The following is a 24,975-nucleotide window of genomic DNA, read 5'->3' on the forward strand; positions in this document are numbered from 1 at the left end:
CGGAACGCGCTAGCCGATACCGAACGCCCCGCCCGGCGGCACAGGCGACGGCACGGCGTCCGCGTCCCGCACCGGCTCCGCGCGGCCGATGAACTCCCGCAGGGCACGACCGTGTTCGACACGCGCCGGGAAAGCGTCGGAGGCGGTGCGGCGGGTCAGGGCGAGGGTGTCGAGCGGGCGGTGTGCGGCGACGAGTACCGCGTTGCCGAAACGGCGACCGCGCAGGACCGTCGGCTCGGCGATCAGCGCCAGTTCCTCGAACTCCGCGGCAAAGGTGGCCAGTTGGGAGCGGAGGAAGTCGAAGGGCGCGGAGTCGGCCAGGTTGGCCAGGTAGACGCCGTCGGCCCGCAGCACCCGCCGGGCCTCGCGGGCGTAGGCGACGGACGTCAGATGCGCGGGCACCCGGGAGCCCCCGAAGACATCGGCGACGAGGACGTCGGCGGAGTCCGCGGGGGCGGATTCCAGCCAGGTGCGGGCGTCGGCGGCGTGCAGCGCGATCCCGGCGTCCTCGGCCAGGGGGAGGTGCTCGGCCACCAGCGCCAGCAGCCCCCGGTCGGCCTCGACGACGTCCTGCCGCGAGCCCGGCCGGGTCGCCGCCAGGTACCGGGGCAGTGTGAGGGCACCCCCGCCGAGATGCAGCGCGTCGAGCGGCCGACCCGGCTCCGCGGCGGTGTCCAGGACATGCCCGAGCCGGCGCGCGTACTCGAACTCCAGGTGTTCCGGCTCGTCCAGATCGACGTACGACTGCGGCGCCCCGTTCACGGTCAGCAGCCAGGCCCGGTCCCGGTCGACGTCGGGCATCAGCTTGGCGGTGCCGTGGTCGACGGCTCGGGTGACGGGTATGGGCTCGTCGTTCACCCCCTCATTGTGCCTGGGCGCCAACGCCCCGTCAGGGGCGCGGGGAACCGCGCGACCAGCCACGTTCGGCCCGCAGTCCCCCGCCCACGGGAACAGCCCTCACTCGACGGCGGTCACGGTCCCCGCCCCCACGGTCCGCCCACCCTCACGGATCGCGAACCCGAGCCCCGGCTCCAACGGAACCTCACGCCCCAGCTCGACGGTCATCGTGACCGTCTCTCCGGGCCGCGCGACCGCCACCTCACCGAGATCCACGTCACCGACCACATCCGCGGTCCGGATGTAGAACTGCGGCCGGTACCCGCTGGCGACCGGCGTCCTGCGCCCGCCCTCGCGCGCCGACAGCACGTACACCTGAGCCGAGAAGCGACGCCCGGGCACCACGCTGCCCGGCGCCGCCACCACATGACCGCGCCGCACGGCGTCCCGGGGCATGCCCCGCAGCAGCAACGCCACGTTGTCCCCGGCCTGCGCCTCCTCCATCGGCCTGCCGAAGGTCTCCAGACCGGTGACCACGCTCTCGGCGTCGGCGCCGAGCACCTCGACCCGGTCCCCGATCCGTACGGTGCCCCGCTCGACGGCGCCCGTGACGACCGTGCCCCGGCCGGTGATGGTGAGCACGTTCTCCACCGGCATCAGGAACGGCGCGTCCAGATACCGCTCGGGCATCGGCACATACGTGTCCACCGCGTCGAGCAGCGCCTCGATGGAGGCCGTCCAGCGCGGGTCCCCTTCGAGGGCCCGCAGCCCGGAGACCCGTACGACGGGCACGGCGTCACCGCCGTAGCCGTGCGCGGTGAGCAGGTCGCGGACCTCCAGCTCGACGAGGTCGACGAGCTCGGTGTCCTCGCCGTCGTCGACGGCGTCCGCCTTGTTGAGGGCGACGACGACATGGTTCACGCCCACCTGCCGGGCGAGCAGCACGTGCTCGGCCGTCTGGGGCATGATCCCGTCGAGCGCGGAGACCACGAGGATGGCCCCGTCGAGCTGCGCGGCACCGGTGACCATGTTCTTGACGTAGTCGGCGTGGCCGGGCATGTCCACGTGGGCGTAGTGCCGGGTGTCGGTCTCGTACTCGACGTGCGCGATGTTGATGGTGATCCCGCGCGCCGCCTCCTCCGGCGCCCGGTCGATCCGGTCGAACGGCACGAACGTGCCGGAGCCGCGCTCGGCCAGGACCTTGGTGATGGCGGCGGTCAGTGTGGTCTTGCCGTGGTCGACGTGACCCATCGTGCCGATGTTCAGATGCGGTTTGGTGCGGACGTACGCCGTCTTGGGCATGACGATTCCTCGAAGCCTCTGCGTAGGTGTGGGGGACCCCGAGGACGTGCCGACCCTCCCCCTGCGGGGTCCGCCGGACGATCCGGAGAGGGTCAGCTTCGGGCGCCGTCGACAGCAGCCGGGAAGTGAGCGGCAGCCTTCGGGGCATCCGCGACCGCGGATGCTGCGAAGAGGAAGGCGTGCCGGAACATGACGCAGATCATTGCCGACGCGTTGTCCCACGTCGAATGGTTTTCCGCGGCGCCGGAACCCGGAACGGACGGGATCCATACGGCGATCACACATACATCTCGGTTAGTGTCGCCGAATGCTCGATGCCACCACCCGCTCTGGGGGCACCGCCACGGCCACTCCCCCGGCCGCCGCCACTGAGCTCGCCCTCGCCACCGCCGCTCCGGAGTTCACCGCCCCCGCCCCGGTGGGCCTCGCCGCGCGCTGCTCCAGAGTCCTCTTCTCCCCCTGGGCCCGGCTGTCCCTGCTGGTCGCGTTGCTCGCCGGCGCCGCGTCGGCCGTCCTGCTCTTCGAACCGCAGCGCCTGCTGGCGGACGGCTGGCCGCCCCAGCTCGGCGGCCTCGCAGCGGCCCTGGTGTTCGCGGTGGCATACGGGCTGTGCACGGTCGCCTTCGTGCCCCGCCCCCTGCTGAACCTCGGCGCGGGCGCGCTCTTCGGCTCCCAGCTCGGCACCGGTTCGGCGATCGCGGGCACGGTGCTCGGCGCCGGGCTCGCCTTCGGTCTCGGCCGGGTGCTCGGGCAGGACGCGCTGCGCCCGCTGGTGCGCGGCCGGTGGCTGAAGGCCGCGGACGGGCAGCTCAGCCGGCACGGCTTCCGTTCGATGCTGGCCGCGCGCCTGTTCCCCGGCGTGCCGTTCTGGGCCGCGAACTACTGCGCCGCCGTCTCCCGGATGGGCTACGTCCCGTTCCTGGTGGCGACGGGACTCGGCTCGATCCCGAACACCGCCGCGTACGTCGTCGCCGGCGCCCGTGCCTCCACGCCGACGTCCCCGGCCTTTCTGATCGCGATGGCCTGCATCGCGCTGCCGGCTCTGGTGGGTGCGGCCGTGGCCTGGCGCAAGCGTCACCAGCTGCGCGAGGTGCGCTGAAGCCGCGCGGGGTCCGCCGGCCCCCAGGACGGGCCGCCCCTTCGAAACCCCTGTGCCAGGACTGTCACTTCAGGGCGCTACGCTGCCCTCGACACATCTGATCACCGCGCCCGGCGGCTCGGTGTGCCCGTGCCCGTCGCTCCTCACCACGATCAGCGCTTGGACTCCGTAACTTCATGTCTTGGTTCGAATCACTCATCCTCGGACTCGTCCAGGGGCTGACCGAGTTCCTTCCCGTCTCCTCCAGTGCGCATCTGCGTCTGACCGCGGCCTTCTCCGGCTGGGAGGACCCGGGCGCGGCCTTCACCGCGATCACCCAGATCGGTACCGAGGCCGCCGTCCTCATCTACTTCCGCAAGGACATCGGGCGGATCATCTCCGCGTGGACGCGCTCGCTCACGAACAAGGAACTGCGCGGCGACCACGACGCGCAGATGGGCTGGCTGGTCATCGTCGGCTCGATCCCGATCGGTGTGCTCGGGGTGACCCTCAAGGACCACATCGAGGGCCCGTTCCGCGATCTGCGGATCACCGCGACGATGCTGATCGTGGTCGGCGTCATCATCGGTGTCGCCGACCGGCTGGCGGCACGCGACGAGAACGGCGGTCGGCACCGCGCGGCCAAGGAACGCAAGACGCTGAAGGACCTGAGCGCCAAGGACGGCCTGATCTTCGGTCTCTGCCAGGCCTGCGCCCTCATCCCGGGTGTCTCCCGCTCCGGCGCCACCATCAGCGGCGGCCTCTTCATGGGCTACCAGCGCGAGGCCGCGGCCCGCTACTCCTTCCTGCTCGCCATCCCCGCGGTGCTCGCCTCCGGCGCGTTCGAACTCAAGGACGCGATGGGCAGCGACCATGTGTCGTGGGGGCCGACGATCTTCGCGACGGTGATCGCCTTCGTGGTCGGATACGCGGTCATCGCCTGGTTCATGAAATTCATCAGCACCAAGTCGTTCATGCCGTTCGTGTACTACCGCATCGCCCTCGGCATCCTGGTGATCATGCTGGTCAGCATGGGTGCGCTGAGCCCGCACGCGGGCGAATCCGGCGGCTGAACCAGGGCCGCGCAGGTAGCGCTATCTAGCATTTCCTAGCGCCTGATTGCAGCACCACGCCATGATCATCTCCCACTTGTCTCCCACCGGGGAGGCGGGATACGCCCTCTTAGGGCGTGTGCGTCCGCAACGTAGGGGATGACGCGGAAGGGCCCGCACGTCCGTGCGGGCCCTTCCGTACAGAGGGTGGAATGGGTCAGCTGAGGTTCATGTCCGGCCCAGGCCGCGACCCTCTCCACGCGGAAGCGCAGCCGCTCATCCACCGTGTCCCAGGCAGCACCCGGTGAAGTCGTCCAGCGCCGCGGCCGTGAGGATAAGCCAGCCGAGGCGCGCTTCCATGTCCTCCCACGCGTGCGTCACCTCGACTGCCTCACCATGCGGACCCGTGCCCCGTACACCGTTATTGCGATTTCCCCCATGTCCCCGTTGATCGCGGGGACCTGGAGGAGCCGGATGTCCCCAGCCGGTGGTGATCCCATCCGGCGCGCGGCCCTGGAGCTGGTGCTCCACCACCGCCGCGCCGTGAAGGGCCTCCGCGGCCTCGCCCAGCTCCTGACTGATTTGAGCACGCGCACCGGCTCCGCCGCACGCCGCCCATCCTCGAAAGGCCCCTCCACCAGACCGACTCACGAACGCTCCTCGCCCGCCGTTCGGCCCATGAGATCTGCGCCGTCCCGCGCTACCGCGCACGACGCCGTGGGCCGAGCCACACCCGATGGTGGCCCGAGGGCCGGCACACCGGGATATGACTGGACGACGAGGACACCGTCTGCGCTGAGCCCTGGCCGATCCTGCACGACTCGCGGTGTACAAGATCACACAACGCCATCAACACTGAGCGGCCGTCTTCGCACAGCTCGCGGCGAGTCAGATGTGGTGCCAAAATCGCAGCGGCGTCTCGCCACGGGCATCTTCGAGTTCCGGTCGTGTCCCTGAGGAGACATTTTGCTGCCACCGGCCGGACGCGACCCCGCCGCTGATCGCCGAAGCCTCGAGCAAGACACCGATGAGACCCGCCGATGCACCAGCTGGGACACGCACCAGCCTCCACCAAGACCCTTGACGGCCGCACACGAGTACACCCAGTACCCGACGCGGAACAGCGGCACGGGAGCGGTCAGCCGGTTCGCCACCAGTACCTCGATCACCTGGCCGTGCGTCAGGTCCGCCGGCTAATCCGGTGGCCGCAGCCCGTCGACGATCCCCGCGACGTCCAGCCGACGCAGTACCGGCCCGCAAGCGCGGCCTGGCCGTTGACGTGTTGGGCCTGGTGATCGCGGTGGTGGTGCTCGCCGCGTCGGTGCACGACAACGCCGTCGGCATCGCGCTGCTGGACAAGGTCGCCGCCGACACCGACACCGTTCAGAAAGCGCTGGTCGACCAGGGTTTCAAGAACGCCGTCGTCGCGCACGGTCAGAAGGTGGGCATCGAGGTGGAGATCGTCGAGCGCAACCCGGCGCAGACCGGGTTCGTGCCCATCCCCAAGCGGTGGATCGTGGAGCGCACCTACGGGATCTGGATGCTGCGCCGCAGGCTGGTGCGCGATTACGAGCACCTGCCGCCCAGTTCGGAGTCGCGGGTGTACTGGGCGATGACCGCGGTGATACTGCGCCGGCTGACCGGGGCCACCACTGCGGCCTGGCGCAGCACATGACCGGCGGGGAGCTGACCCTCGGCGCGGTACGCGCACGTCTGGTAACTGACCTACTTCACCACACGGCGCCCTGGCTCGTTGCTGATACTGGTGTCGTGAGCGCAGACGAGCACAAGCCGAATGTGACCTACCCTGCCCCGATTGGTTCTGTCGACCTGCGAGCGTTCCAGGACGACGGTTCCTCATACGAGGTGTGGCCCTGTAACGACTGCCTGCCATGGCACGCCGAGGTCGTCCGAGTTGAGGGCGAGATCTTGGTACGTGAGTGGCACGCTGTCGACTGCCCCCAATTCGTGCGGCTGGTGTCCGACGATTAGGCCTCAGTCGTTGATCATCTGGTGCCATAGATAGAGCGAATCGTTGTCCCAGGGCCAGACGGCGGCTGGCTCGGCCTCTGATCCGTCGCGGTAGCGTTCCCGGGCTTGCGCAACGGCGGCTTCTACTGCCGTGTCGAGGTCTCGCTTAGCGCGGGTCAGGATGGCATGTGCCGCTTCCGCGGTGATGGGGTCCAGCAGTTGGCGAGTCCGTTCGCTATCCCAACCCGCACTCTGAAAGCCTGTGGCGACCAGATCTCTAACCACAGCGGCCGGAACGCCGAAGGACTCGTCATCTTCGGCGCCGAGTTGCAACAGGGCATTGTGAAGCGTCTGCGCCTTCTCCCAGTTGCTCCAGACTCCCAGCTGGTGATCGTCCTGGCTGCCGCGGATCACTCCATTAGCTGCTGGAGGGTAGGCGAGGATGAGTGTGGTGATCGCGCGCCAATCGCGAACGCGTTCCGTGACCAAGGCCGATCCGATAGCCCGTGCCCTCTTGGACAACAGGCGGCTACGGCGGTTGCGTTCTTCGTTTTCCTCGCTCACACAAGTCGGACAGCGTGGTGGGCTGCCAGGCACCCATGAGCGGCTCGTGCAGACCAGTTCGGCGCCACAGCCGGTGCAGAGGATGCCCGACATGATCGGGCCTATGGCTGCAAGCATCCCGTGGATGCCCTTGTTTCCAACTCCGAAGCCCGCGGCCTCTGCAATGTCACGTGACTGGATGCTCGTTTGGTGCCAGTAGAGGTGTCGTACAACGTTCAGAAGGTCCGCACCGATCTCGTGATTGGACTCCCGGCGAAGGCGTCGGAGCTGGCCCAGGACAGCGTCGCTTGCCTGCCGCACTTCTCCCTGAGCGGAGCTGACCCGTGCCTGAGCTTCAGATAGGCGAGCGCTCGCCTTGGTCAGCTCATCGATCGCGCTCTCGATCGCCGTCCCGTCCTGAGCTTGGTCATTGCTGCTCATCGCGTTGTCCCTCCGAACATCGTCGAGCAGTCGTCGAGGTCGCTGAGTCCGAGGCAATTTCCCCTCGGTTATGGGCGGCGGGCGCGGAGTTCTCGGCGCCTTTCTCGCAGCTGCTGGCGAACCGTGCTTCGCTGCTGAGGATCCTTCAGCAGGTCCTGTCGCCGACGTCCCCCAATATCCTCCCGCAGCCACGCGACGCACTCGGCGACGGCCTCATCTGTCTTCACGTCGTCGTCTTCGCGGAGCAGACACCAGTCCTCGATCAAGTCCGCTTCCTCGAAGACTCCGAGGTTGGCGTCGAGGAAGTCCATCGTGGGCACCGTGACACGGCTGAAGTGCTTGACGCGTCGCTGAAGCATGATGTTGATGCCGACGGTGCTCAGACACGCGATCCGGCGTCCAGCCGCGAGCTGTTCCGGCGTGACGTGGTAGCTGGAGTCGAAGAACGCGGCGCAGGGGTTGGCCTTGCCGTCGGCCAGCGGGAACGGAGGCGGCAGGAACATTCGGTTGTAGTTGCCCTGGCGCCAGCTTCCCTGCGTGGTGGGGCGTACTTCGGCGGTGACGAGCCGAGGGGCGAGGTTCAAACCGTCTTCGCCTCGCAGCGAGCACGGGTGGTCGAGGAGCATCACAGTGCGGGGGGTCGAGGTGCCGTCGAGGTTGGTGACCTCGACGGCCTCGAAGACGTCCCCAGTCAGTACAGGCCGCGCCGGGTTCACGTCGTCGCCGAAAGCCCGGTACAGGTCTGCCGGATCTGTGGGCTTGTCCATGTTGTGCGCCACGAATCACGCTTCCTTGGGGCGGATGGACATCTCCCCGTCGGTGTCGAGGTAGACCTCGAAGTCCGAGCGGAACCGGTCACGCCAGTTCGGGTCGTAGGCAGTCAGGATCTCTTCGCTGTCGCAGCCCCAGGCGTGGTCCAGCACGAGGGTGGATTGTCCCTCTGCGTACAAGTCGATTGGGGTCACCGGGGCGTGAGCGGAAATGGGCATCTCGAACCAGGAGGCCACTTCCTGGATGCCGTATCGGTCGGTGATCTCGTCACACAGCGCCAGAAGGCTGGCGAGCCTGCGCCGGTTCTCTCCCGTGACACCGCCTGACCTGCGCCACTTCTGTACGGCTGGCACGCTGACTCCGATCATGCGTGCGACGTCGCGCCAGGCGAACCCGAGGTCACCGATCTCCTCGAGGAGCGTCTTGGGGGCAAGGCGTCCTCGTTCGGTCGTACGGTGCTGCCAGGAGGTGAACTGGACCTTCTGGTGCAGGGCGCTGGTGTCCTCCGCCATGAACTTGGTGGTGCTGCGGAGCGAACCCGCCGTCTCAGCCAGCTCGTCGAGCTGGGTGGCGACCGTGGTGGTGGGCTCGTCTGGCTGAACGAGGGATGAAGTCGGCGCGGTGGTGATGGGGCGTCGGACGTTACTGGTCACGGCGTAGAACCTCCGTACGGTATTTGTCGGTGATCGTCTGCTCGAACAATCCGTACGCGCTTAGCGCAGCTTGGTCGTAGCGAGGTTCGATGTTGCTCCAGTCGAGGGTGGGGACCTCCCCATCGGGGGCCCAGTAGCTGTCAAGGTCGATGAGGTAGAACGGACCCGGCGGAGGCGTGGGACGGCGCAGGTCCCCAGCTGGGTTAACGGCGTAGCCCTCCAGGTTTCCGTGGCGTAGGACGATGCCTTCTCGGGCGTCCCCGAAGACGGCCATCCCCTGCCACGACTGAGCGGCGCCGATGTCGCTGCCCTGCAAAGAGGCAACGCTTGTGAGTGCCGGGCTGATCCACTGGGACCAGTCGGCCGGTCCGTCGATGCTGGCGCGGATCTCATTGATGTAGCGGACGCCGATCCGTGTCACGCCATCGACCTCGGTTACCTTGCGCCGCGCCTCCACCGCCAGGCGAAGAACCTCCTTCAAGACGCTTCGCCGCACGTACTTCGTGGTCTCCACCGCGATCGCTTCGGGGCGGAAGGTGACCGCCGCCGTGTTGTCGCGGGTCATATAGCGCGGACTCGGCGGGCTCTGCTCGTTTGTGACGCCTGCGGGCGTGACGGTGACGGCCATCTGGCCGGGTGCCGGGCGGGCGAGCGGGAACCTCTCCGAGAGGAAGGACTTGAGTCCAGCCTGATCGGACTCGGTCAACGCTGGCGTGGCGGTATGCCGTAGCTCGATGACCGCGAGCGCCAGCGGCGGATTCGGATAGATCTCACGGTGCCCCATGTCAACCAAACTACCCGAGTAGAAACCACAACGACAACCGTAAGTGCAACCGTTTCCACCCTGTGTTTCACCTGTGCGATGCGGGGTGAATGCGCTGTTCGCGGGCGGGGGCGGTCCCTGGCCTTCGTCGAGAACCTGGCTGGTAGAGCCCCGCTGTGACGGGCCCGGTCAGCACTTCGTGTCGAACAGGTACTGCGCCATCTCGGCGGTGTCGATGTTCGGGTCTTCGCTCGTGATGTCGAGTAGGCCGGCCACCGGCTCAGGACCCTCTTCAATCATGGTGTCACAGATGAGCTGCTGCGTGTCCACGTCAATGGAGTCCCACGCTGCGTCGTAGGACACCTCGTTGGCGGCGTCAGCCAGGATGTCGTCCTTGTGGCCAGCGATCACGTCGGAGGCGGCGGCGACGTACTCGTCGTTGCTGAGGTCCACGCACTGTGCCTCGTCGGAAGCGTCGTGGACGTTGTCCTCGGCGTAGTTCTTCTGGAGGAGTTCCTTGCAGTCCTCAGCGGTGTAGACAGGTTCCTCGGCGGTCGTGGAGGCCGGGGCGGATGTCGTGGCGGCGGGAGCGGCGCTGTCGTTGGAGTCGGAGCAGCTGGCCAGCAGCAGCATGGTGGCGGCGAGTGCAGTGGCGTACAGGGTGGTGCGGGTCTTCACAGTCCCCCAGGGGTGGTGCGGCGCTGATGAGCGGCGCCTGGTGTGTACGGGTACGACTCACGTGGGGGCTGCACGGTTGCGTTACCGGTGGGTTCGCTGTTGGCGTGCAAAGGCCCCGCTGTCGGCGACGGGTGAATCCTGGCTCTTCCAAGATTTCCGTGAAGCCGGTCATGCTTACGTGCGCCGGTGACGCTCCGTCACGGATGGTGCGATGCTCGGTCAGTGTGGGGAGTTGCTGAAGACTGTGTTTCCGCACCTCGGCGGGGTGCTGGTGCCAACGCAAGGACCTGCCGCCGTACGATCCGAGCCCAAAGAGCAGCCCCGGCACGCTGTTCGACGGGTTGAGCCCGGCAAGCCACCTACACCATTGGCTGACCTCAACACGACCAGGTTCGGGTGGTGGAACCCGAACGGGCGACGGGAAGCGCTCCGAGGCTATTCATCGGCCCTACCTTGGTGGTCTGCCCGCAGCTCGTCGAGGTGGAGCCGAAGCTCGTGAAGTACACGCTGACTGAACAGCAGGCTGCCATGTTCCGCCAGATCGGTGCAGCGTCCAGTGCCGTGCCCATCGCTCCCAAGAGTTCGAACACGGCTTGGGCCCTTGAGCAGCGTGGGCTGATCAAGCGGAGCTGGCGCGGTAGCGGGCACGTCGCAGTGGTGACGTCGGACGGCCGCTACTTCCTCAAACATGGCAAGCATCCCAAGGAGGTCCAAGCCGAGAAGGAGCGCTTGGCCGGTGATGCCGAACAGGCCGAGCGCGCTCCTGCCGACGGAGCCGAGCTGATCGCTCGACTCCAGTCCGCCAATACAGGGAAGCTCACCGTCGCTGATCCGGGCCCGCGGACCCGGGGGCGGTGGCGGGCCGCCTACTACGACGCGCTCCATCACGGTCACGTACCGGGAAAGCTCAAGCTGCGCTGGACCGGACGGCAGCGTGGTAACTGCGTCTTCACGTTGGTCGACGAGGAAGCCGAGAAGGCTGCGCAACCGCCGCCGGTGCCGACCATCGATGTCCCCGAGGTGCTGGGCCGTCCTCATCAGCTCGTCCGGGCGACGCGCAAGGCCCTCGGCAGGTCCAAGACCGTAGTCGACACCCGCGGGACGCCCGAGGTCATTTCTCTGCATGTGTCACGGGAGCAGGTGGACCGTGCCCTGCGAATCATGCACGCGCTCCTGACCGAGGCGGAAAGCCGCGGCTACCAGGTGGAGACCCGAACCGAACATCATCGCGGCCAGGCCGTACACCAGATGGTCATGGTCATCGTCATCCGCGGACACGCGCTCCCGCTCGCGATCACAGAGCAGACGACCAAGGTGCCGCACGAGCCGAGCACTCAGGAGATCCGCCAACAGCAACCCAATCCCTGCACTCGTATCCCCAAGTACGACCACGAGTTCAACGGACGCCTCGAACTCGGTGCGCCTGCCAGAAGCTGGTACCAGAATTCGTACACCTACAGGGACAGCGCACGCTGGACACTGGAGTCCCGCCTGGGGCACCTTCTGCACGATCTCGAACAGCGTGCCGCGGCGGCCGAACGCCGGCAGCGGGAAGAGGAACTCCGCAAGGCCGAGCAGCGACGCCGCTGGTACGCGGCTGTTGCGCAGGCACGGGATCGGCAAGTTGAGCGGCATCGAGCGAATGTCCTGGTCGAGCAGGTGGAGGCACGGCGTCGGGCCGACGAGATCCGCGCCTTCTGCCGCGTGGCCCGCACGAGAGCCGACGGCGCGTCCGCTGCGGCGGAGGAATTGGAGTGGCTGCAGTGGGCTGAGGCGTACGCAGACCGGATTGATCCACTGTGCGCGCAGCTGGTGACTCCGCCGGATCCCCCAGCCAGCCGTGAGGCTCTGCGCGCACTCCTTCAGGGCGATCTCTACACCCATCCCTGGCCATTCGACAGCAAGGGTCGCTGGGCACCGCCCGAAGAGGAGGTCGCAAAGCGCCCCTGATCAGGGCGACGCCTCCGCCCTGTCCGTAAGGGGACAGGGCGGAGGATCATTCATGCGGCGATGGTGAGCGGAACGTCCAAGCGCTCCCCGCCACCAATAACGGCCCTGTGCGCGTCCGGTTGAAGGTGTAACGGTGGAGTCGGGTATTGGAACTCCGCGAATGCCTCGGCCAAGAGCGGCGCAGGGAGGTAGGTGCCGGTGCCCGGAGTTCGCCTGCACAACGCCGGGCAGGGGCGCCGACCGTCAGCTGGAGCCACGCGTCGCTTGATGCGAGCTCACCAGGCCCCCGGGGGGACCAAACCTGTCGATCACACCATTGACCCATAGGTAAAACACCCAGTGACCTTCGAAACACCCGTCTATCGGTGCGCAGAAGCGCCCGTACGTCGAGTCCTTGGTTATGTGGACCGTCAAGCTGTCGCAGGAGGTCGACTGTCGCAGGCATCGAGGCAATAGGCGACGTGAGGTCAACCATTGACGTATGGTTGACCTCATGACAACTAATATTAGGCCGTTCCGTCGTATCGGCGGAGTCTCGGAAGTGGCGGCTGAGCTCGGAGTCAGTCGGCAGCAGGTCGCCAAGCTCCGTCAGAGCGATGATTTCCCGGCCCCGGTGGCCTCCCTCAGCGCTGGCGACATCTGGGATCTGGACATCATCCGGCGGTGGGGAAGCAGTGGTCTGAGGCGTGGGGCGGGGCGCCCCGCCCCCGTTGGGCAGCCTCGTTCAGTCGGGCGCCGATTCGAACTCGGGGCAGAGATCGATGGCGGCGGGTTCGCCGTCGTGTTCGGCGCGCGAGACCTTGAGGCGGGTGATGACGATCAGGTGGCCGTAAAGGTCCTGCAGCAGACGCACGCACTCGACGTGGAGACTGTTGCTCGGTTCGAGCGGGAACTCCGCCTGATGTCCACGTTCGGCCATGCAAACGTCATGAAGCTGCTGGCGAGCGGGAAAGATGAAGACCTGGGCCTGTGGTATGCAATGCCGCTAGCCCGAGGCGTCCTCTCCGACGAAGTCGGCAGCGTCATGAAGGCCGAGGACGTGGCTGCCGTGATGCGGGACATCTGCGCCGGACTTGCATATATTCACAGTCAAGGGATTCTTCATCGCGATCTGAAGCCGGGGAACGTGCTGCGAACTCCTGATGGGGTTTGGGCTATTGCTGATTTCGGGCTCGCGCGAGTAGTGGAGGAGAGTGGTCTCCTCACCTCCACCTTCGACGGCTTTGGAACCCGATTTTATGTTGCCCCTGAGCAGTGGAGGGATGCCAAGCATGTTGATGAGCGCGCGGACATCTATTCCGCAGGCAAGATCATGCAGGCGCTTCTGACGGGTGGCACCCCGGTGGACGACGTTGTGCCGGCCGGACCGCTGCGGGGCGTGATCCAGCGTGCGATCTCCCAGGATCGCGGCCAGCGCCATGCCAGTGCGACCGAGTTGCTGGCGGCCATCGAATCGGCGGTCGCCCCGGCGCCGACCGGGCGATGGGAAACCGCCGAGGAGAAGGCGGGACGCCTGCGCCCCCGCCTCAAGGCCGGTCGCGTCGTGGATGAAGCCGCCCTCGACGAGTTCGTTCGCTGGGCAGACGAGCTGGACTTCAGTGACGACGAGGACATGGGGGAATTTTCCTGGGCCCTTAGCGCCCTGCCGTCGGGTTCAGTGGAGTGGTGGTGGCAGCAGAACCCCGCAGGCTTCACCGGCATCTTCCAGGCGTTCGCGAGTTGCCTGGAGGGGTCCTTTGATTTCGGAATGTGCGACATCCTTGCGGATTTTGCTCGCCGTGCTGTCGTAGCCACGGGTGATGCGATCATTCTCCGAGAGGCCGTCCGCGGGCTTTCCCATCTGGGCACTAACCATAATCGTTGGCATGTGCGTGATGTTGCCGTCGATATTCTACAGAAAATCCGAACGCCCGAGGACGCGGTCGCCGCTCTCGAAGGACTCCGCATGGCTGGACAACCGTTCATCGAGTGGACTGTGGGCAGTGCGGTAATCCGAACCCTGCATCCCGTGCTGCGAAGCGGTCTCGGTACTTTCATCGATTCCGACGACGACTGACGATCGACGGACAGGCGCGAGCGTGATCGACCAACTTGGGCGGATCGGCCTGACCCCGGTGGCTGCCTCGATCCGCCCGGTTACCGGTAGTTCGTTAGATCCGGTGATGGTGTGGGTTGACTGCAGGCCGGGTTGGTCGTAGGTCGGTGGTAGGAGTCAATTGGCTTACTGGGGGCTGAAGATGACCGCTCGCCGTCCGTGTCCGCCCGCGCCGGGGCCGTTGGAGGAGTACACGGCCCGGTTCGACGACGGCCTGGCCCAGCGGCTGGGCTTTCGTGAGTACCTGACCGGGCTGCTGGCGCCACGGGAGCGGAACAAGACGATCACCTGTCTGGCAGGGGCAGAACCGGTGGCCGGTGCGGGGACGCCGGGGGTACAGCGGCTGCAGTTCTTCCTGTCCGAGTCGCCGTGGGAGGCCGAGCACATCAACGACCGGCGGCTTGATCTGCTACGCGAGCAGCCGGCGACCGCCCCGCACGACGACGGGGTCATCGTGATCGACGACTCCGGGGACCGCAAGGACGGCACGGCGACCGCGCACGTGGGCCGGCAGTGGCTGTGCCGGTTGGTCAAGACGGACAACGGCATCGTCACGGTGACCACGATGTGGACCGACGGCCGCGTGTACTACCCGCTGCATGCGACTCCCTACACCCCCGCTCACCACTTTGACCGCGGCCGGTCCGATCCGGCCTTCCGTACGAAACCGCAGCTGGCCGCTGCCCTCGCGGCCCGCGGGAAGGCGGCGGGCTTCGGCTGCCGGGCGGTGGTCGCCGACTGCGCCCACTTGAGTCAGCGATGATTAGTACCCTCGCACTGCGCGAGGCCAGCCTGGCCTAGTGGTGGCCCTCAAACCGCACCGCGGCACCTGGGCCCCGGCCGACCAGCCGCACACCCCCATCGAAGCCGGCCACGCCCTGACCTGGCGCGACGCCAAGCATCCGGGCGACTGGACGCCCGTGGAGCGTCACTTCCGCGACGGGCACACCGAGACCTGGTGGGCCGCCGATGCCCGCCTGGGCGGCTACGGACCCGACTCACCCTGCCGGCTGGTCGTGGCCAACACCGACCCGGCTACGTTGCCGGAGAAGGCCACTTGGTACCTGGCCACCAACCTGCCCCACCCCGACGCTCCCCACGCCACCACCAGCCCGCACCCGCCGGCTGCCCTCGCCGAGATCGTCCGTCTCTACGGCCTGCGGCCGTGGATCGAGCAGAGCTACAAACAGGTCAAGGACGAACTCGGCTGGGCAGACTTCCAAGTCCGCTCCGACCGCGCCATTCGCCGCCACCAGACCCTGGTCAACTGCGCCTTCTCCTTCTGCTGGGACAAATGGTTCGCCCCACCTGGACCCCTGGGCGCCACCGCGCCGGACCCGTGCCCCGACGAGGAGCCAGAGAGGGGGGTCGGCTCCGTCCCACCAGTCCCAACGGCCCTGCTGACCAAAGGCGTTACGGGCCATCCGTTCCTGGCTCACCCCTGCCGTCACCCTCAACCGATGGTGGCGAGCCTGGACGGACACCGACCCGCCCTCCGAACTCCAGACACTGATCGATGCGGTCACCACCGGACACGACATTGACCTCTACCTCCGGATTCAACGAACTACCGGCAGTGGCCGCGTGCGGACGCGGTGAGTAACGCAGGCGCCTGCTCTCTGCCCGGTTGGTGGTGTACTTCGTCCTGGGGCTGGCGCTGTTCTCGCCCGCTCCGTATCTCAAGCTGGCGAAGCCGCTTCACGCAGAGGCTTCCCATCCGCGGAGTGATCGGGAGGTCGAGTCGCCCTTTCCCAAGGCCGCGCCACCCTCGGGTTAAGTCAAAGTCCCCAGCCGCGGCAGTCACACAGCGATCATCCCACTCAGATGCGCGCTCACCGGCGATGCGCGACGCTACGAAGCTGGCCTACTTCGTCTCGTTCGGGTGGCTCGTGTGCACCTGCTCCAGGAAGACCGTGCGCTCGTGGACGTAGAACCAGATGCGCGCGGTGCCCTTCGCAGTCGGTTTGTGCTGCCACCTCTCATGGGTCGCGCCGCCACGGTCGATGACGCCGAGCTCACCTTTGAGCCGATAGTTCGTCGGCGTCGTGGACAGTGGCGTCCGCGTGAGGAAGTCCCAGGTCTCCGTCATGGAGTTGCGGATCGTCGCGACGAGGTCGCGCCATCCCTTCTGCGCCTCGGCTGTGGCGAAGCGGATCTCGTACTCGATCTTCTTCGGAGGGCGAGGAACCAGCTCGCCCTTCCTGGCGGCCGCCACGGTTAGGGACGCTCCACGGTCTCATCGTCGTCGAGCCACTCCAGACCGGCGCTGCCGCTGCTGAGCCCGGCCGCGACGGCGGTGGCCGTCTCCTTCCAGGAGGTCAGCTCTGCGATCGCGAGGTGCGGCTGGTCGGTGGAGAACGACGCGCGCGCCGCATCGACGAGGTCCTGCGCGCAGGACTCCCGGTCGGCCGGCGACAACGCGAGCATCCAAGGAAAGGCCTTGGACATCCGCTCGGCGAGCGAGCCGTGGTCGTCGAGGGTGACGGTGATGAGCTGCGCGGCAAAGTTCAGCAAGCGGGCACGGCCCTCGGCCTCGCGCTGCGACATCAGGACCAGAGCCTCGCCGTCGCGCCGTGTCACCGTCACGGGGTGGTCCTCGGCCTCGGCAAAGACCTCGGCAGAGCGCTTGCTCAGGTCCGAGGAGCGCCGAGTCGCCGCGGGGAGGTCTGCTGCGATGGTCATGGATCCATAGTATTCGGAACGTATTCGGAAGTCCAGTGGAGGCCGCGGAGTGCGTGCGCCAGATTCGACCTCCGGATGCGGTCCGAAGTCAGATCTCAGCCTTCCTTGATGCTTGAGTCAGACCCGAACTCACAGCCGGTCGATCGTCGAGATCTTACAGAGCTGCTTACCTTGCGCCTGCCGAAAAACTCATCCATCTTGGTGAGGGCTGGTGTACGAGTGGTGTCGAGCTCGGGCGCTTGGGCGGGCGCTCTGGCACCTGGTGAGTGCCCCGGCAGGATGATCTGTCGTGCTGCTTCGACTTGCCTATCGGGGTGTGGCGAACGTGTTCGCCCTGCTGCGGCTGCTGCCGGTGAGCAACCAGGACAAGGACGCGGAGATCCTCGCGCTGCGTCATCAGATCACGGTGCTGGAACGCCAGCTCGGCCGCGATCGGGTGCGGTTCGCCCCGAGTGACCGGGTGTTCCTGGCCGCGCTGCTGCACCGGCTCCCGCGCGGTGTGCTGCGCCGGGCACGGCTGCTGGTACGCCCGGAGCCTGTGCTGCGCTGGCACCGTGAGCTGGTCTCGCGCCGCCACGCGGCCCGTTCCCGGCCGGGGCGTGCGGGTCGGCCGCGTACCATGCGCTCGATCCGCGCCCTCATCCTGCGTCGGGCGAGGGAGAATCCCGGGTGGGGGTATCGGCGCATCCACGGTGAGCTGCTGGTCTTGGGCGTGCAGGTGGCCGCCTCCACGATGTGGGAGATCCTGAACGAGGCGGGGATCGACCCGGCACTCGAGCGGGATTCCAGCACCTGGACGGACTTTCCGCGCTCCCAGGCCGGTGCCCTGCTGGCCTGCGACTTCTTCGAGACCATCACTCTGTCCGGGACGCGGCTGTACGTGTTCGCCGTGCTCGAGCACGCCAGCCGGCGCATCCGGGTCCTGGGCGCCACCGCACACCCGACCGCCTCCTGGGTGACACAGGCCGCAAAGAACCTCGTCATGCACCTCGAGGACACCGGCTACTGGACACGGTTCCTCATCCGGGACCAGACGGCACGTTCCCCGCCCTGTTCGACATCGTCCTCAAGGACGCGGGGATCGACGTCGTGCTGACCGGCCTCCGGATACCGCGCATGAACGCGCTCATGGAACGCTGGGTACGGACCTGCCGGCACGAGCTGCTGGAACACACCCTGATCTGGAACCAGCACCATCTACTCCACGCCCTGCGCGAGTTCGAATAGCACTACAACTCCCACCGGCCCCCCAGGGCATCGCCAACGCCCGACCACTGCACGCCTTGCCCCCACCGATCACCGATTCGGAGCAGCTCACCCACCTCGACATACGCCGACGTGACCACCTCGGCGGCACCCTCCACGAGTACCGACATACGGCCTGAACTGCACGGACGAGATTCTCGGCAGGGACAGGGTTCCGGATCGCCACCGCAGACCGTCAGAGGTCGAAGCCCAGCAGCTCGATCTTCCAGCGCCGGATGGGCTCCTTCCGGCCGGATCACTCTTCCCGGCCGCCGGTGAACCACAGGGTCCGGACCATGTCCGCCGCGGCCCGGCGCCGGATCGGCATCCGGGCGTACACCGCCGTGAGTGACAGCAGGATGATCAGCAGCAGGTACAGCGCGACGATCGCAAGCAGGGCCCACACCAGCAGTGGTACCCGAGCGAGGAACGGCACGATCGCCGTCACGGCGACCCCTATCAATTGCAGAGCAATCTCCGCACTGACGGGGCGGCTTACCGCAACGGACAATGCCCGATCCGACGATCTTGAATCGTAGGCCGGGTCCACCCTCCCTTGAATTGGCTGGGGGGAAGTGCCGTTGCGTACTCTCCGGCGGTCGTGAGCCGCCAGCCGAGCGTTCCCGGTCGAGAGCTGCTTCCAGCAGTGCCATACCGCGGGTGCCGTTTCGCCTGAGTCGGCAAGGAAAGGAGAGGTGCCACGCGGTGATCCGCCTGGGGCCAGGTCGACGGCGGCGTGCTGGCCGCCGTCGATCCGCCGTTTCAGGTGAGATTCCGCGCCATGATCAGCCGGTTGGTCAGCTCCACCGTGGCGAGGTACCACCAGAAGATCCAGTCCAGGAACGCTTCGTCGTAGTCGCCGCGCTGGTCGGCCCTGCGGTGGCGCAGGTCGTAGCGGTTGGCGATCTCGAACAGCGCCCCTTCGTCGGGTTTGCCGACCTGCTCTTTGATCAGGGCACGGCGCTCTTCGAGGATGCCCGCGAGGGTGACGATCGCCGATCGCTTGCTCTCGGCTGACGTGTCGCGTCCCCGGAAGAGGGCGATGGCGTGGCGGATCCGGGTGGTGATGTCTGGGGCGCTGTCGTTGAGGGCGCGGTGCACCAGTGCGCTGCGGGCGTCGTCGGTGACGGCGACCATGCGCCCGAGATCCTCGCCTTCGGCGGCCAGTTCGTACTCGATGCCTGCCTCGCGCAGCAGCTGGTTGACCTTCCAGCGGTACAGGACGCGTGCCGGGCCGTTATGGAACTCCGAGTGGTGCCATCCGCAGCCGCTGTAGGAGTGGAAGCGCCGCATGCGGGGGCGGCTCACCAGGTCGTGGAACACCTCGATCAGACCGTAGAAGGTGTCCTCGTCCCACGTTTCCGGTGCCAGGGGCCACAGGTCAGGGATGCCGAGACGCCGATCGATCACCTCGGAGGCGTCCGGGAGCTCACTGGGGTCGTCGACGCATTCCTCGCTGAACACTTCGACCAGGTAGCCGTTGTCGGCGAACTCTCCGATGATCCGCGCGAAGTCCCGCCGGGCGTCCCGCGCAGTGCTGCCGTCGCGCGAGAGCCCGTTGCCGCGGCGCTGCGGCCAGTACGGTCGCGGCGCGGCCGCGTGCCGGAGCTCGGATGCCCGGCTGATGAGCTCCGTGAACCAGTCGTGCTGGTCCATCACGGCCCGCTTGGTGCCCCAGCCAGTGACGGTGGTCGCCCAGGGGTCAGATGCCGGCGCGGTGTGGTTGGGCAAGTCCTCAAAATCGGCGACTGCGGTTGTTCCGGCCAGGGCCTCCGTCATGAGCCATTTCGCCCGGTCCTGCCAGGAGCCCGTGGATCGGAGGACGCGCTCGCCCTCAGACATGAACAGCGATGCGGGCCAGAGGAGTTCGTAGTTGCTCAAGTCCAGACTCACCGCCACATCATCGCCCATCTGGGTGTGTCCCGGCCCTGAGTGATGAATTGCCGTCTCAGTCCCGGATGAGCTCCTGGAACTGCGGACATCCCGACGGCATGCCACTCCCTGACGAGGACTTCCCCGGCGGTGACCACGACCTCCGCGTGCCACGGAAGGCAGTCGTGGCACGCACGGATCTCGTACGAGTTGCCGTCGTCGTCGAACGCCTTGAGGTCGACGGAGCCGACCGGCGCTCGGTAGGGGCAGCTGCGGGTGCGTCAGGTCGTTCGCGAACGCCTTCCGCTCCTCCTGCGTCCGGGGCCGCAGACGGCCCGGTGCAGGTCAGGGCGGTGGCGTTTCCTCCCGCCGGTGACCGGTACGGGCCGCAGCGTACCCCCGCAGAACCGCCCACCTGGCCGCCGCACCCGCAGACGCTGTCGGCGGTGGCCTGCCGCGGAGAGCCGCACTAGCATCAGGTGGCCGGGCGACGATGTCCGGTCCTATGCGTCCGCGGGGTGGGGGAACGTGCAGCGCTCAGTGGTTTTCGTCCATGGCACGGGAGTGCGCGAGGAGTCGTACAACAAGACGTTCGCCACGGTGCGTTCGACGTTAGCGGGGCTGCAACCCGGGGCAGAAGTGCGGGGCTGCTTCTGGGGCCGCGAGGCTGGCGCGGGGCTGGCGCTTGAGGGCGTGAGTATCCCCGGCTACACCGATTCCGGCGGCGGGCGCAAAGAGGACGAGGACGTGGCCGTCTGGGGCGTGCTCTACCAAGACCCCGGCTACGAACTGCGTCTGCTGGGCCTTCGTCCCGCCGTCGCCTCGGGAATGGGGCGTGGGCAGAGCCCCGCGCAGAAGCTGCTCGCCGAACTCTCCGGCTACGTCGCGTCTCCCCGTGTGCGAGACGCCTTCGCGGAACACGGGCTGGACGGCGCCCTCGACCGCGCGGTGCGGACGGTCGCCGAGTCGCCGGAGCTGCGGGACGCCGCAGCCACGGCAGACGAAGGCGGCTATGAGCACCGGCACGCATTCGCCCGAGCCGTCGTCGCCGCGACGCTTGCAGAGGCAGCGGATGACGGCGTCGACTCCCTCGAAGGCCTCCAGCGGGACGCCTTGCTCTCGCTGATCAGCGCTGAGCTACGGACGAGGGGGCGCACGCTGGGGGGAACGGTAGCCAAGGCCGCCGCCACTCCCCCACTGCTCGCGCTGACCAGGCACGCTCGACGGCGGCGAGGCAAGCACAACGACGACCTCATCTTGCCTGCGGTCGGCGACATCCTGCGTTACCAGGCCCGCGGGCACGCCCTGCGTCAGCTGATCAAGCGCACCATCGAGCACGCCCCCGGAGACGCAGTCACCGTGATCGCCCACAGCCTGGGCGGGGTGGCCTGTGTGGACCTCATGGTGCAGGAGGAGGTCGACCGGGTCGACCAGCTGATCACCGTCGGCTCCCAGGCTCCCTTCTTCTACGAGGCAGGTGCCCTGGTCTCACTCGAACACCCTCACCCGCTTCCCAGGCACTTCCCCCAGCGCTGGCTCAATATCTACGATCGCCGCGACCTGCTGTCGTTCCGGGCCGCGCAGGTCTTCTCCACCATCGCTACCGATCACGAGGTCGACAACCGGCAGCCGTTCCCCTTCGCGCACAGCGCCTATTGGTCCAACCGCAAGGTCTGGGACGCAGTCAGCACATGGCTCAGCTGAACGCCGTCGACGACCCGGCACGTGTCCACGCCGTGGTTGTCGGACTCGAACGGTACCCCGGGAACCCCGACTGGGATCTGCCCGGCGCTGTGGACGACGCCCTGCGCTTCTACAGATGGCTGCGCAAAGGCGGTGTGCCTGAGGCGAACATCCAGCTCCTGCTGGCCCCTGGGGAGGACAGCCGGTGTCGGCTCGAACCTCTTACCGAGTCCGGTGAACTGACCTGGCAGCCGACCTGGCAGCGGGGCCCGCTCATGGATGCTTTCACCACCGGCCTCGACGGGCGCAGCGGCGATCTGCTCTATGTCTTCTGGGGCAGCCATGGCGTTTTGGCGCAGGGGGACCGGCGTTTGTTGCTGTGCCCCGAGGCTACCCCGAACGACAAGCGCTGCATCAATACAGCCAACCTGCTTGAGTACCTCCAGCGCGACGATCTGGACGGCTTCGGACAGCAGGTGCTGCTCTTCGACGCATGCGCGACTTTCCTGGAGCACCATCACCACTCGACGGGGCCCGCGATCGCCGACTTCCCCACGGTTCGCCGGCGTGGTGTCCAGCAGTTCGCCTTGTGCGCGGCCGCCGCCGGCCAGGTCGCGGAGAACGACGCGGCCCTGAGCAGCGGGGTCTTCTCTCACGCCGTACTCGACTGGCTGGAGGCGAACTCCGTCGACTTGCGACCGGATCTGACCGCTCTCCTCACCCATGTCAAGGGACGGACGCCCGAGTTGCAGACTCCGGTCAGTATCGAGATCCGGAGCCTGGACGGCTCCCGGGAAGAGCTGGTGTCACCAGGCCGCGCTCCGCTGCCGGCGTCGACCGGCCGGAGCCAGCTCGTCCTCGTCCTGCACGGCGTACTCAGGGACGAAGATCTGCGGATCCGGTGCGTCGAACACCTCGCCACGCACTGCCCGCAGGTGCGGCTGGGGCCATGTCCCACCGATGAGCAGATCGCCCACGCGCTGCTCACGGTGGAACGGGCCATGGCCGCCGTCGTGGAGGTGGTAGGCATACAAGACCGGAGGTCGGCCGCCCAGTTGCTGTCGCTGGGCCGCAGCCACGGGGCGCCCGGTCTGCTGTCCCCCTTGGAGTACGCCTCGTTGGAGGAACTGCTCGGCCGGCCCCCGGCACTGCCGCCGATGGCCCATGTAATCGCCGCTGTACGGGACGCACAGCCTTTCGCCGAGGCATGGTTGCCGCCGACCGCGGAGGGCGGCGCACACAGACCCACCGTCGCTCACCTCATGGCGTGCGTGGAGCACTTCGAGGAATACACAGGCGGGCAGAGCGTGGCGCACCCGGGAACACAGCTGGTTCCTGCGGTCATCCGCTTCACCGAACTGCTCGCCGCGCTCACCCCCCAAGTCTGCGGGGAACTGCGCGAGTGGGGAGGCCAGGTGGCCCGCAGACTGGGGGTCGAGGAAGCCGGTCTGGCAGAGCGGCGCGCCGACGCGCTGACGTGGTGTAGCTCGCTTGGCACAGCCAGCGGTCGGCCGCGTGTCGTGGCGCTGCTGGATGCGGAGCCGCCGGACCGCAGCGTCCTCGGCGGCGGTGACGGCGGCGAACGCTTCACCTGTGTGCTGTGGACCCACACGGGTTCGGGCGACCTCGTACCGGCCGCCGCGCAAAGCGCGGAACCCCTCTCACCACAGGAGGTGGTGCGTAGCATCGCGCAGACGGTGTCGTGGCTGCGCGAGGCCACCGGCGGGACCGCGCTCGTCGAGATCCTGCTGCAACCGGACGCCGTGCAGCTGCCCGTCGACGCCTGGAACGGCTCGGACGACGGGGACCTGCGGCCCACCCTGTTAGGTGTGGAGTGGGAAACTGTGCTGCGCGTTCTGCCCCTGGCCTCCGACGATCGCGAGGAGCAGCGCCGGGCCGCACTGCAGCGCCGATGGGCGGGGCGGTACGACGACAAGGTGATCTACCTTGACGATCGGCATGCCGAGGGATATGCGGCGTACGGGGCGTTGATGGACGACATCTGCGCGGCCCGTGCCGTGGTGCGGGCCGGACCGGGGGGCCGGGAGCGGCTGGTCCAGGCAGCGCTTCAACTCGGCTGTCCGGTCGTGCTGTGGGACCGGCAGTCAACAGGTCCGGTCCCGGACACTTACTTCGCCCCCTTGCAGCCAGAGGCGGCCGTGGAGTCGTTGCCTGAGCGTGTTCGGAGCTACCGGGCCAAAACCTGCGCGGACCCCATCGCCCACCCCCTACGCCCCGCCGTACTGCTGGAAACCGTAGACCAGCCCCTGCCACCCGTACTGTCGCTCACCGGACTGTCCGAACCGACCGGTTCCTCCGAATCCGAAGAGGCGAGTCCCCGATGACGCATCAGCCCGAGACGGATACTTCCACGGCCACCGGCTCCGCCGCAGATGACGAGGGCTGGCGCATTTTCCGAGGAGATGGCCTGCGGCGCAGCGTCACGATTCCCGAGGCTCCGCCCTGGCGACGGTTCGGCGGTGCGGGAGACGGCACCACACCGGGTGAGTCCCCCTACGTGATCGGCCACGAGGAAACGGACGTCATCAACGCCGCTATCCACCTGCGCCGGCCGCTGCTCGTCACCGGACACCCCGGCACCGGCAAGTCCTCGCTCGCGGGTGCCATCGCGCACGAACTGGATCTGGGCCCGGTACTGCACTGGCCGGTTAACAGCCGGTCCACACTCCAGGAGGCGCTCTACCGTTACGACGCCATCGGACGGCTGCAGCAGAGCAGCCTCGACCGGAGTCCGGGGGAAGTCGGGCCCGACATCGGCTCATTCCTGCGGCTGGGCCCGGTAGGCACCGCGTTCGTTGCTACGCAGGGCCCCCGGGTGCTGCTCGTCGACGAGCTGGACAAGGGCGACATCGACCTGCCGAACGACCTCCTCACCATCTTCGAAGAAGGCACCTTCGAGATCCCGGAACTGTCCAGACTGCCCGAGAACCAGGCCGACATCGACGTCCTCACCGCTGATCCGCACCAGCGGGCGAGGGTACACAGGGGGATGGTGCGCTGCACCGAGTTCCCCCTCGTCGTCATCACCAGCAACGGCGAACGAGACTTCCCCCCGGCGTTCCGCCGCCGCTGCCTGCCCCTGCACCTCGGCGACCCGGACAAGGAGCGTCTGGAGAAGATCATCGAAAGCCACCTCGGGCCGGACGCTCTCGCTGACGCCGGTGATCTGGTACAGGCGTTCCTGGCCCAGCGAGCCATCGGGGAACTCGCCACCGACCAGCTCCTCAACGCCGTGTTCCTGCGCCACGGCGGTGCCCGGCTGGACGGCGGCGGTCTGCTGAGGACGGTTCTGCACCGGCTCAACGCGGACGGCTGAGACGTGTTCGCAGAACTGCGGA

At 67.6% G+C, this 24,975-nt stretch carries 19 protein-coding genes and 3 pseudogenes; 11 read left to right on the forward strand and 11 right to left on the reverse strand.

Going from position 1 to position 24,975, the window contains the following annotated elements; translation table 11 throughout:
• Positions 1 to 9 precede the first annotated feature (9 nt).
• Both ACZ5VD_RS12190 and tuf read right to left on the reverse strand, forming a co-directional pair.
• Positions 10 to 801 (reverse strand): spermidine synthase, encoded by a 792-nt coding sequence (locus ACZ5VD_RS12190; protein WP_468550007.1) that lies wholly within the window; start codon positions 799 to 801, stop codon positions 10 to 12.
• A 156-nt stretch (positions 802 to 957) separates the two neighbouring features.
• Positions 958 to 2,139 carry an elongation factor Tu gene (gene tuf, locus ACZ5VD_RS12195; protein ID WP_468549921.1) on the reverse strand — a complete coding sequence of 394 codons (1,182 nt, stop codon included), beginning with the start codon at positions 2,137 to 2,139 and terminating at the stop codon, positions 958 to 960.
• Between the two features lie 307 nt (positions 2,140 to 2,446).
• Between tuf and ACZ5VD_RS12200 the strand changes: the two genes are divergently transcribed.
• The 3 genes and pseudogenes from ACZ5VD_RS12200 to ACZ5VD_RS12210 all read left to right on the forward strand — a co-directional run.
• Positions 2,447 to 3,238, forward strand: a complete 792-nt coding sequence (locus ACZ5VD_RS12200) for a TVP38/TMEM64 family protein (protein ID WP_468549922.1) — start codon at positions 2,447 to 2,449, stop codon at positions 3,236 to 3,238.
• Between the two features lie 176 nt (positions 3,239 to 3,414).
• The gene (locus tag ACZ5VD_RS12205) at positions 3,415 to 4,290 is read left to right on the forward strand and encodes an undecaprenyl-diphosphate phosphatase (RefSeq protein ID WP_468682168.1); all 876 of its coding nucleotides are present in this window, start codon (positions 3,415 to 3,417) and stop codon (positions 4,288 to 4,290) included.
• 1,216 nt (positions 4,291 to 5,506) lie between these two features.
• Positions 5,507 to 5,944 (forward strand): annotated as a pseudogene (locus ACZ5VD_RS12210) (transposase); the annotation flags it as partial.
• A gap of 320 nt (positions 5,945 to 6,264) precedes the next feature.
• Here ACZ5VD_RS12210 and ACZ5VD_RS12215 read toward each other — a convergent pair.
• From ACZ5VD_RS12215 to ACZ5VD_RS12235, 5 genes are all read right to left on the reverse strand, one after another.
• Positions 6,265 to 7,224, reverse strand: coding sequence for a hypothetical protein (locus tag ACZ5VD_RS12215; protein ID WP_468682169.1), 960 nt, complete (start codon positions 7,222 to 7,224; stop codon positions 6,265 to 6,267).
• 68 nt (positions 7,225 to 7,292) lie between these two features.
• Entirely contained in the window at positions 7,293 to 8,003 is a 711-nt protein-coding gene (locus ACZ5VD_RS12220; RefSeq protein WP_468682170.1) for a hypothetical protein, read from the reverse strand.
• A 3-nt stretch (positions 8,004 to 8,006) separates the two neighbouring features.
• Entirely contained in the window at positions 8,007 to 8,648 is a 642-nt protein-coding gene (locus ACZ5VD_RS12225; RefSeq protein ID WP_258040067.1) for a hypothetical protein, read from the reverse strand.
• On the reverse strand, positions 8,638 to 9,432 hold the full coding sequence (locus ACZ5VD_RS12230) for a TIGR04255 family protein (RefSeq protein WP_451202579.1): 795 nt from the start codon (positions 9,430 to 9,432) through the stop codon (positions 8,638 to 8,640). The genes ACZ5VD_RS12225 and ACZ5VD_RS12230 overlap by 11 nt, the downstream gene beginning before the upstream one ends.
• A 168-nt stretch (positions 9,433 to 9,600) precedes the next feature.
• Positions 9,601 to 10,089 carry a hypothetical protein gene (locus ACZ5VD_RS12235; RefSeq protein ID WP_468682171.1) on the reverse strand — a complete coding sequence of 163 codons (489 nt, stop codon included), beginning with the start codon at positions 10,087 to 10,089 and terminating at the stop codon, positions 9,601 to 9,603.
• Between the two features lie 495 nt (positions 10,090 to 10,584).
• Between ACZ5VD_RS12235 and ACZ5VD_RS12240 the strand changes: the two genes are divergently transcribed.
• From ACZ5VD_RS12240 to ACZ5VD_RS12255, 4 genes and pseudogenes are all read left to right on the forward strand, one after another.
• On the forward strand, positions 10,585 to 12,039 hold the full coding sequence (locus ACZ5VD_RS12240; protein WP_468682172.1) for a hypothetical protein: 1,455 nt from the start codon (positions 10,585 to 10,587) through the stop codon (positions 12,037 to 12,039).
• Positions 12,040 to 12,532: 493 nt separating this feature from the next.
• Positions 12,533 to 14,095, forward strand: a complete 1,563-nt coding sequence (locus ACZ5VD_RS12245; RefSeq protein ID WP_468682173.1) for a protein kinase domain-containing protein — start codon at positions 12,533 to 12,535, stop codon at positions 14,093 to 14,095.
• A gap of 181 nt (positions 14,096 to 14,276) precedes the next feature.
• Positions 14,277 to 15,678, forward strand: a pseudogene (locus ACZ5VD_RS12250) (IS701 family transposase).
• Positions 15,679 to 15,746: 68 nt separating this feature from the next.
• Positions 15,747 to 15,911, forward strand: coding sequence for a hypothetical protein (locus ACZ5VD_RS12255; protein WP_468682202.1), 165 nt, complete (start codon positions 15,747 to 15,749; stop codon positions 15,909 to 15,911).
• An 87-nt stretch (positions 15,912 to 15,998) separates the two neighbouring features.
• Here the strand turns inward: ACZ5VD_RS12255 and ACZ5VD_RS12260 are convergent, their stop codons facing one another.
• Both ACZ5VD_RS12260 and ACZ5VD_RS12265 read right to left on the reverse strand, forming a co-directional pair.
• Positions 15,999 to 16,349 (reverse strand): hypothetical protein, encoded by a 351-nt coding sequence (locus ACZ5VD_RS12260; protein WP_468682174.1) that lies wholly within the window; start codon positions 16,347 to 16,349, stop codon positions 15,999 to 16,001.
• A gap of 2 nt (positions 16,350 to 16,351) precedes the next feature.
• Positions 16,352 to 16,816 (reverse strand): prevent-host-death protein, encoded by a 465-nt coding sequence (locus ACZ5VD_RS12265; protein ID WP_468682175.1) that lies wholly within the window; start codon positions 16,814 to 16,816, stop codon positions 16,352 to 16,354.
• A 289-nt stretch (positions 16,817 to 17,105) separates the two neighbouring features.
• Here ACZ5VD_RS12265 and ACZ5VD_RS12270 point away from each other — a divergent pair.
• Positions 17,106 to 18,201, forward strand: a pseudogene (locus ACZ5VD_RS12270) (integrase core domain-containing protein).
• A gap of 116 nt (positions 18,202 to 18,317) precedes the next feature.
• Here the strand turns inward: ACZ5VD_RS12270 and ACZ5VD_RS12275 are convergent.
• Together ACZ5VD_RS12275 and ACZ5VD_RS12280 are read right to left on the reverse strand one after the other, a co-directional pair.
• Positions 18,318 to 18,509 carry a hypothetical protein gene (locus ACZ5VD_RS12275; RefSeq protein ID WP_468682176.1) on the reverse strand — a complete coding sequence of 64 codons (192 nt, stop codon included), beginning with the start codon at positions 18,507 to 18,509 and terminating at the stop codon, positions 18,318 to 18,320.
• 314 nt (positions 18,510 to 18,823) lie between these two features.
• Positions 18,824 to 19,954 carry a hypothetical protein gene (locus tag ACZ5VD_RS12280; RefSeq protein ID WP_468682177.1) on the reverse strand — a complete coding sequence of 377 codons (1,131 nt, stop codon included), beginning with the start codon at positions 19,952 to 19,954 and terminating at the stop codon, positions 18,824 to 18,826.
• A 507-nt stretch (positions 19,955 to 20,461) separates the two neighbouring features.
• On the opposite strand from ACZ5VD_RS12280, the gene ACZ5VD_RS12285 reads away from it, so the two are divergent.
• From ACZ5VD_RS12285 to ACZ5VD_RS12295, 3 genes are read left to right on the forward strand one after another with little or no spacing between them, the layout of a single operon-like run.
• The gene (locus ACZ5VD_RS12285) at positions 20,462 to 21,637 is read left to right on the forward strand and encodes a lipase family protein (RefSeq protein WP_468682178.1); all 1,176 of its coding nucleotides are present in this window, start codon (positions 20,462 to 20,464) and stop codon (positions 21,635 to 21,637) included.
• The gene (locus ACZ5VD_RS12290) at positions 21,625 to 23,961 is read left to right on the forward strand and encodes a VMAP-C domain-containing protein (protein WP_468682179.1); all 2,337 of its coding nucleotides are present in this window, start codon (positions 21,625 to 21,627) and stop codon (positions 23,959 to 23,961) included. The genes ACZ5VD_RS12285 and ACZ5VD_RS12290 overlap by 13 nt, the downstream gene beginning before the upstream one ends.
• On the forward strand, positions 23,958 to 24,953 hold the full coding sequence (locus ACZ5VD_RS12295; protein ID WP_468682180.1) for an AAA family ATPase: 996 nt from the start codon (positions 23,958 to 23,960) through the stop codon (positions 24,951 to 24,953). Before ACZ5VD_RS12290 ends, ACZ5VD_RS12295 begins: the two co-directional genes overlap by 4 nt.
• Positions 24,954 to 24,975: the final 22 nt, after the last annotated feature.

This window comes from Streptomyces sp. NPDC032822 (assembly GCF_055578825.1).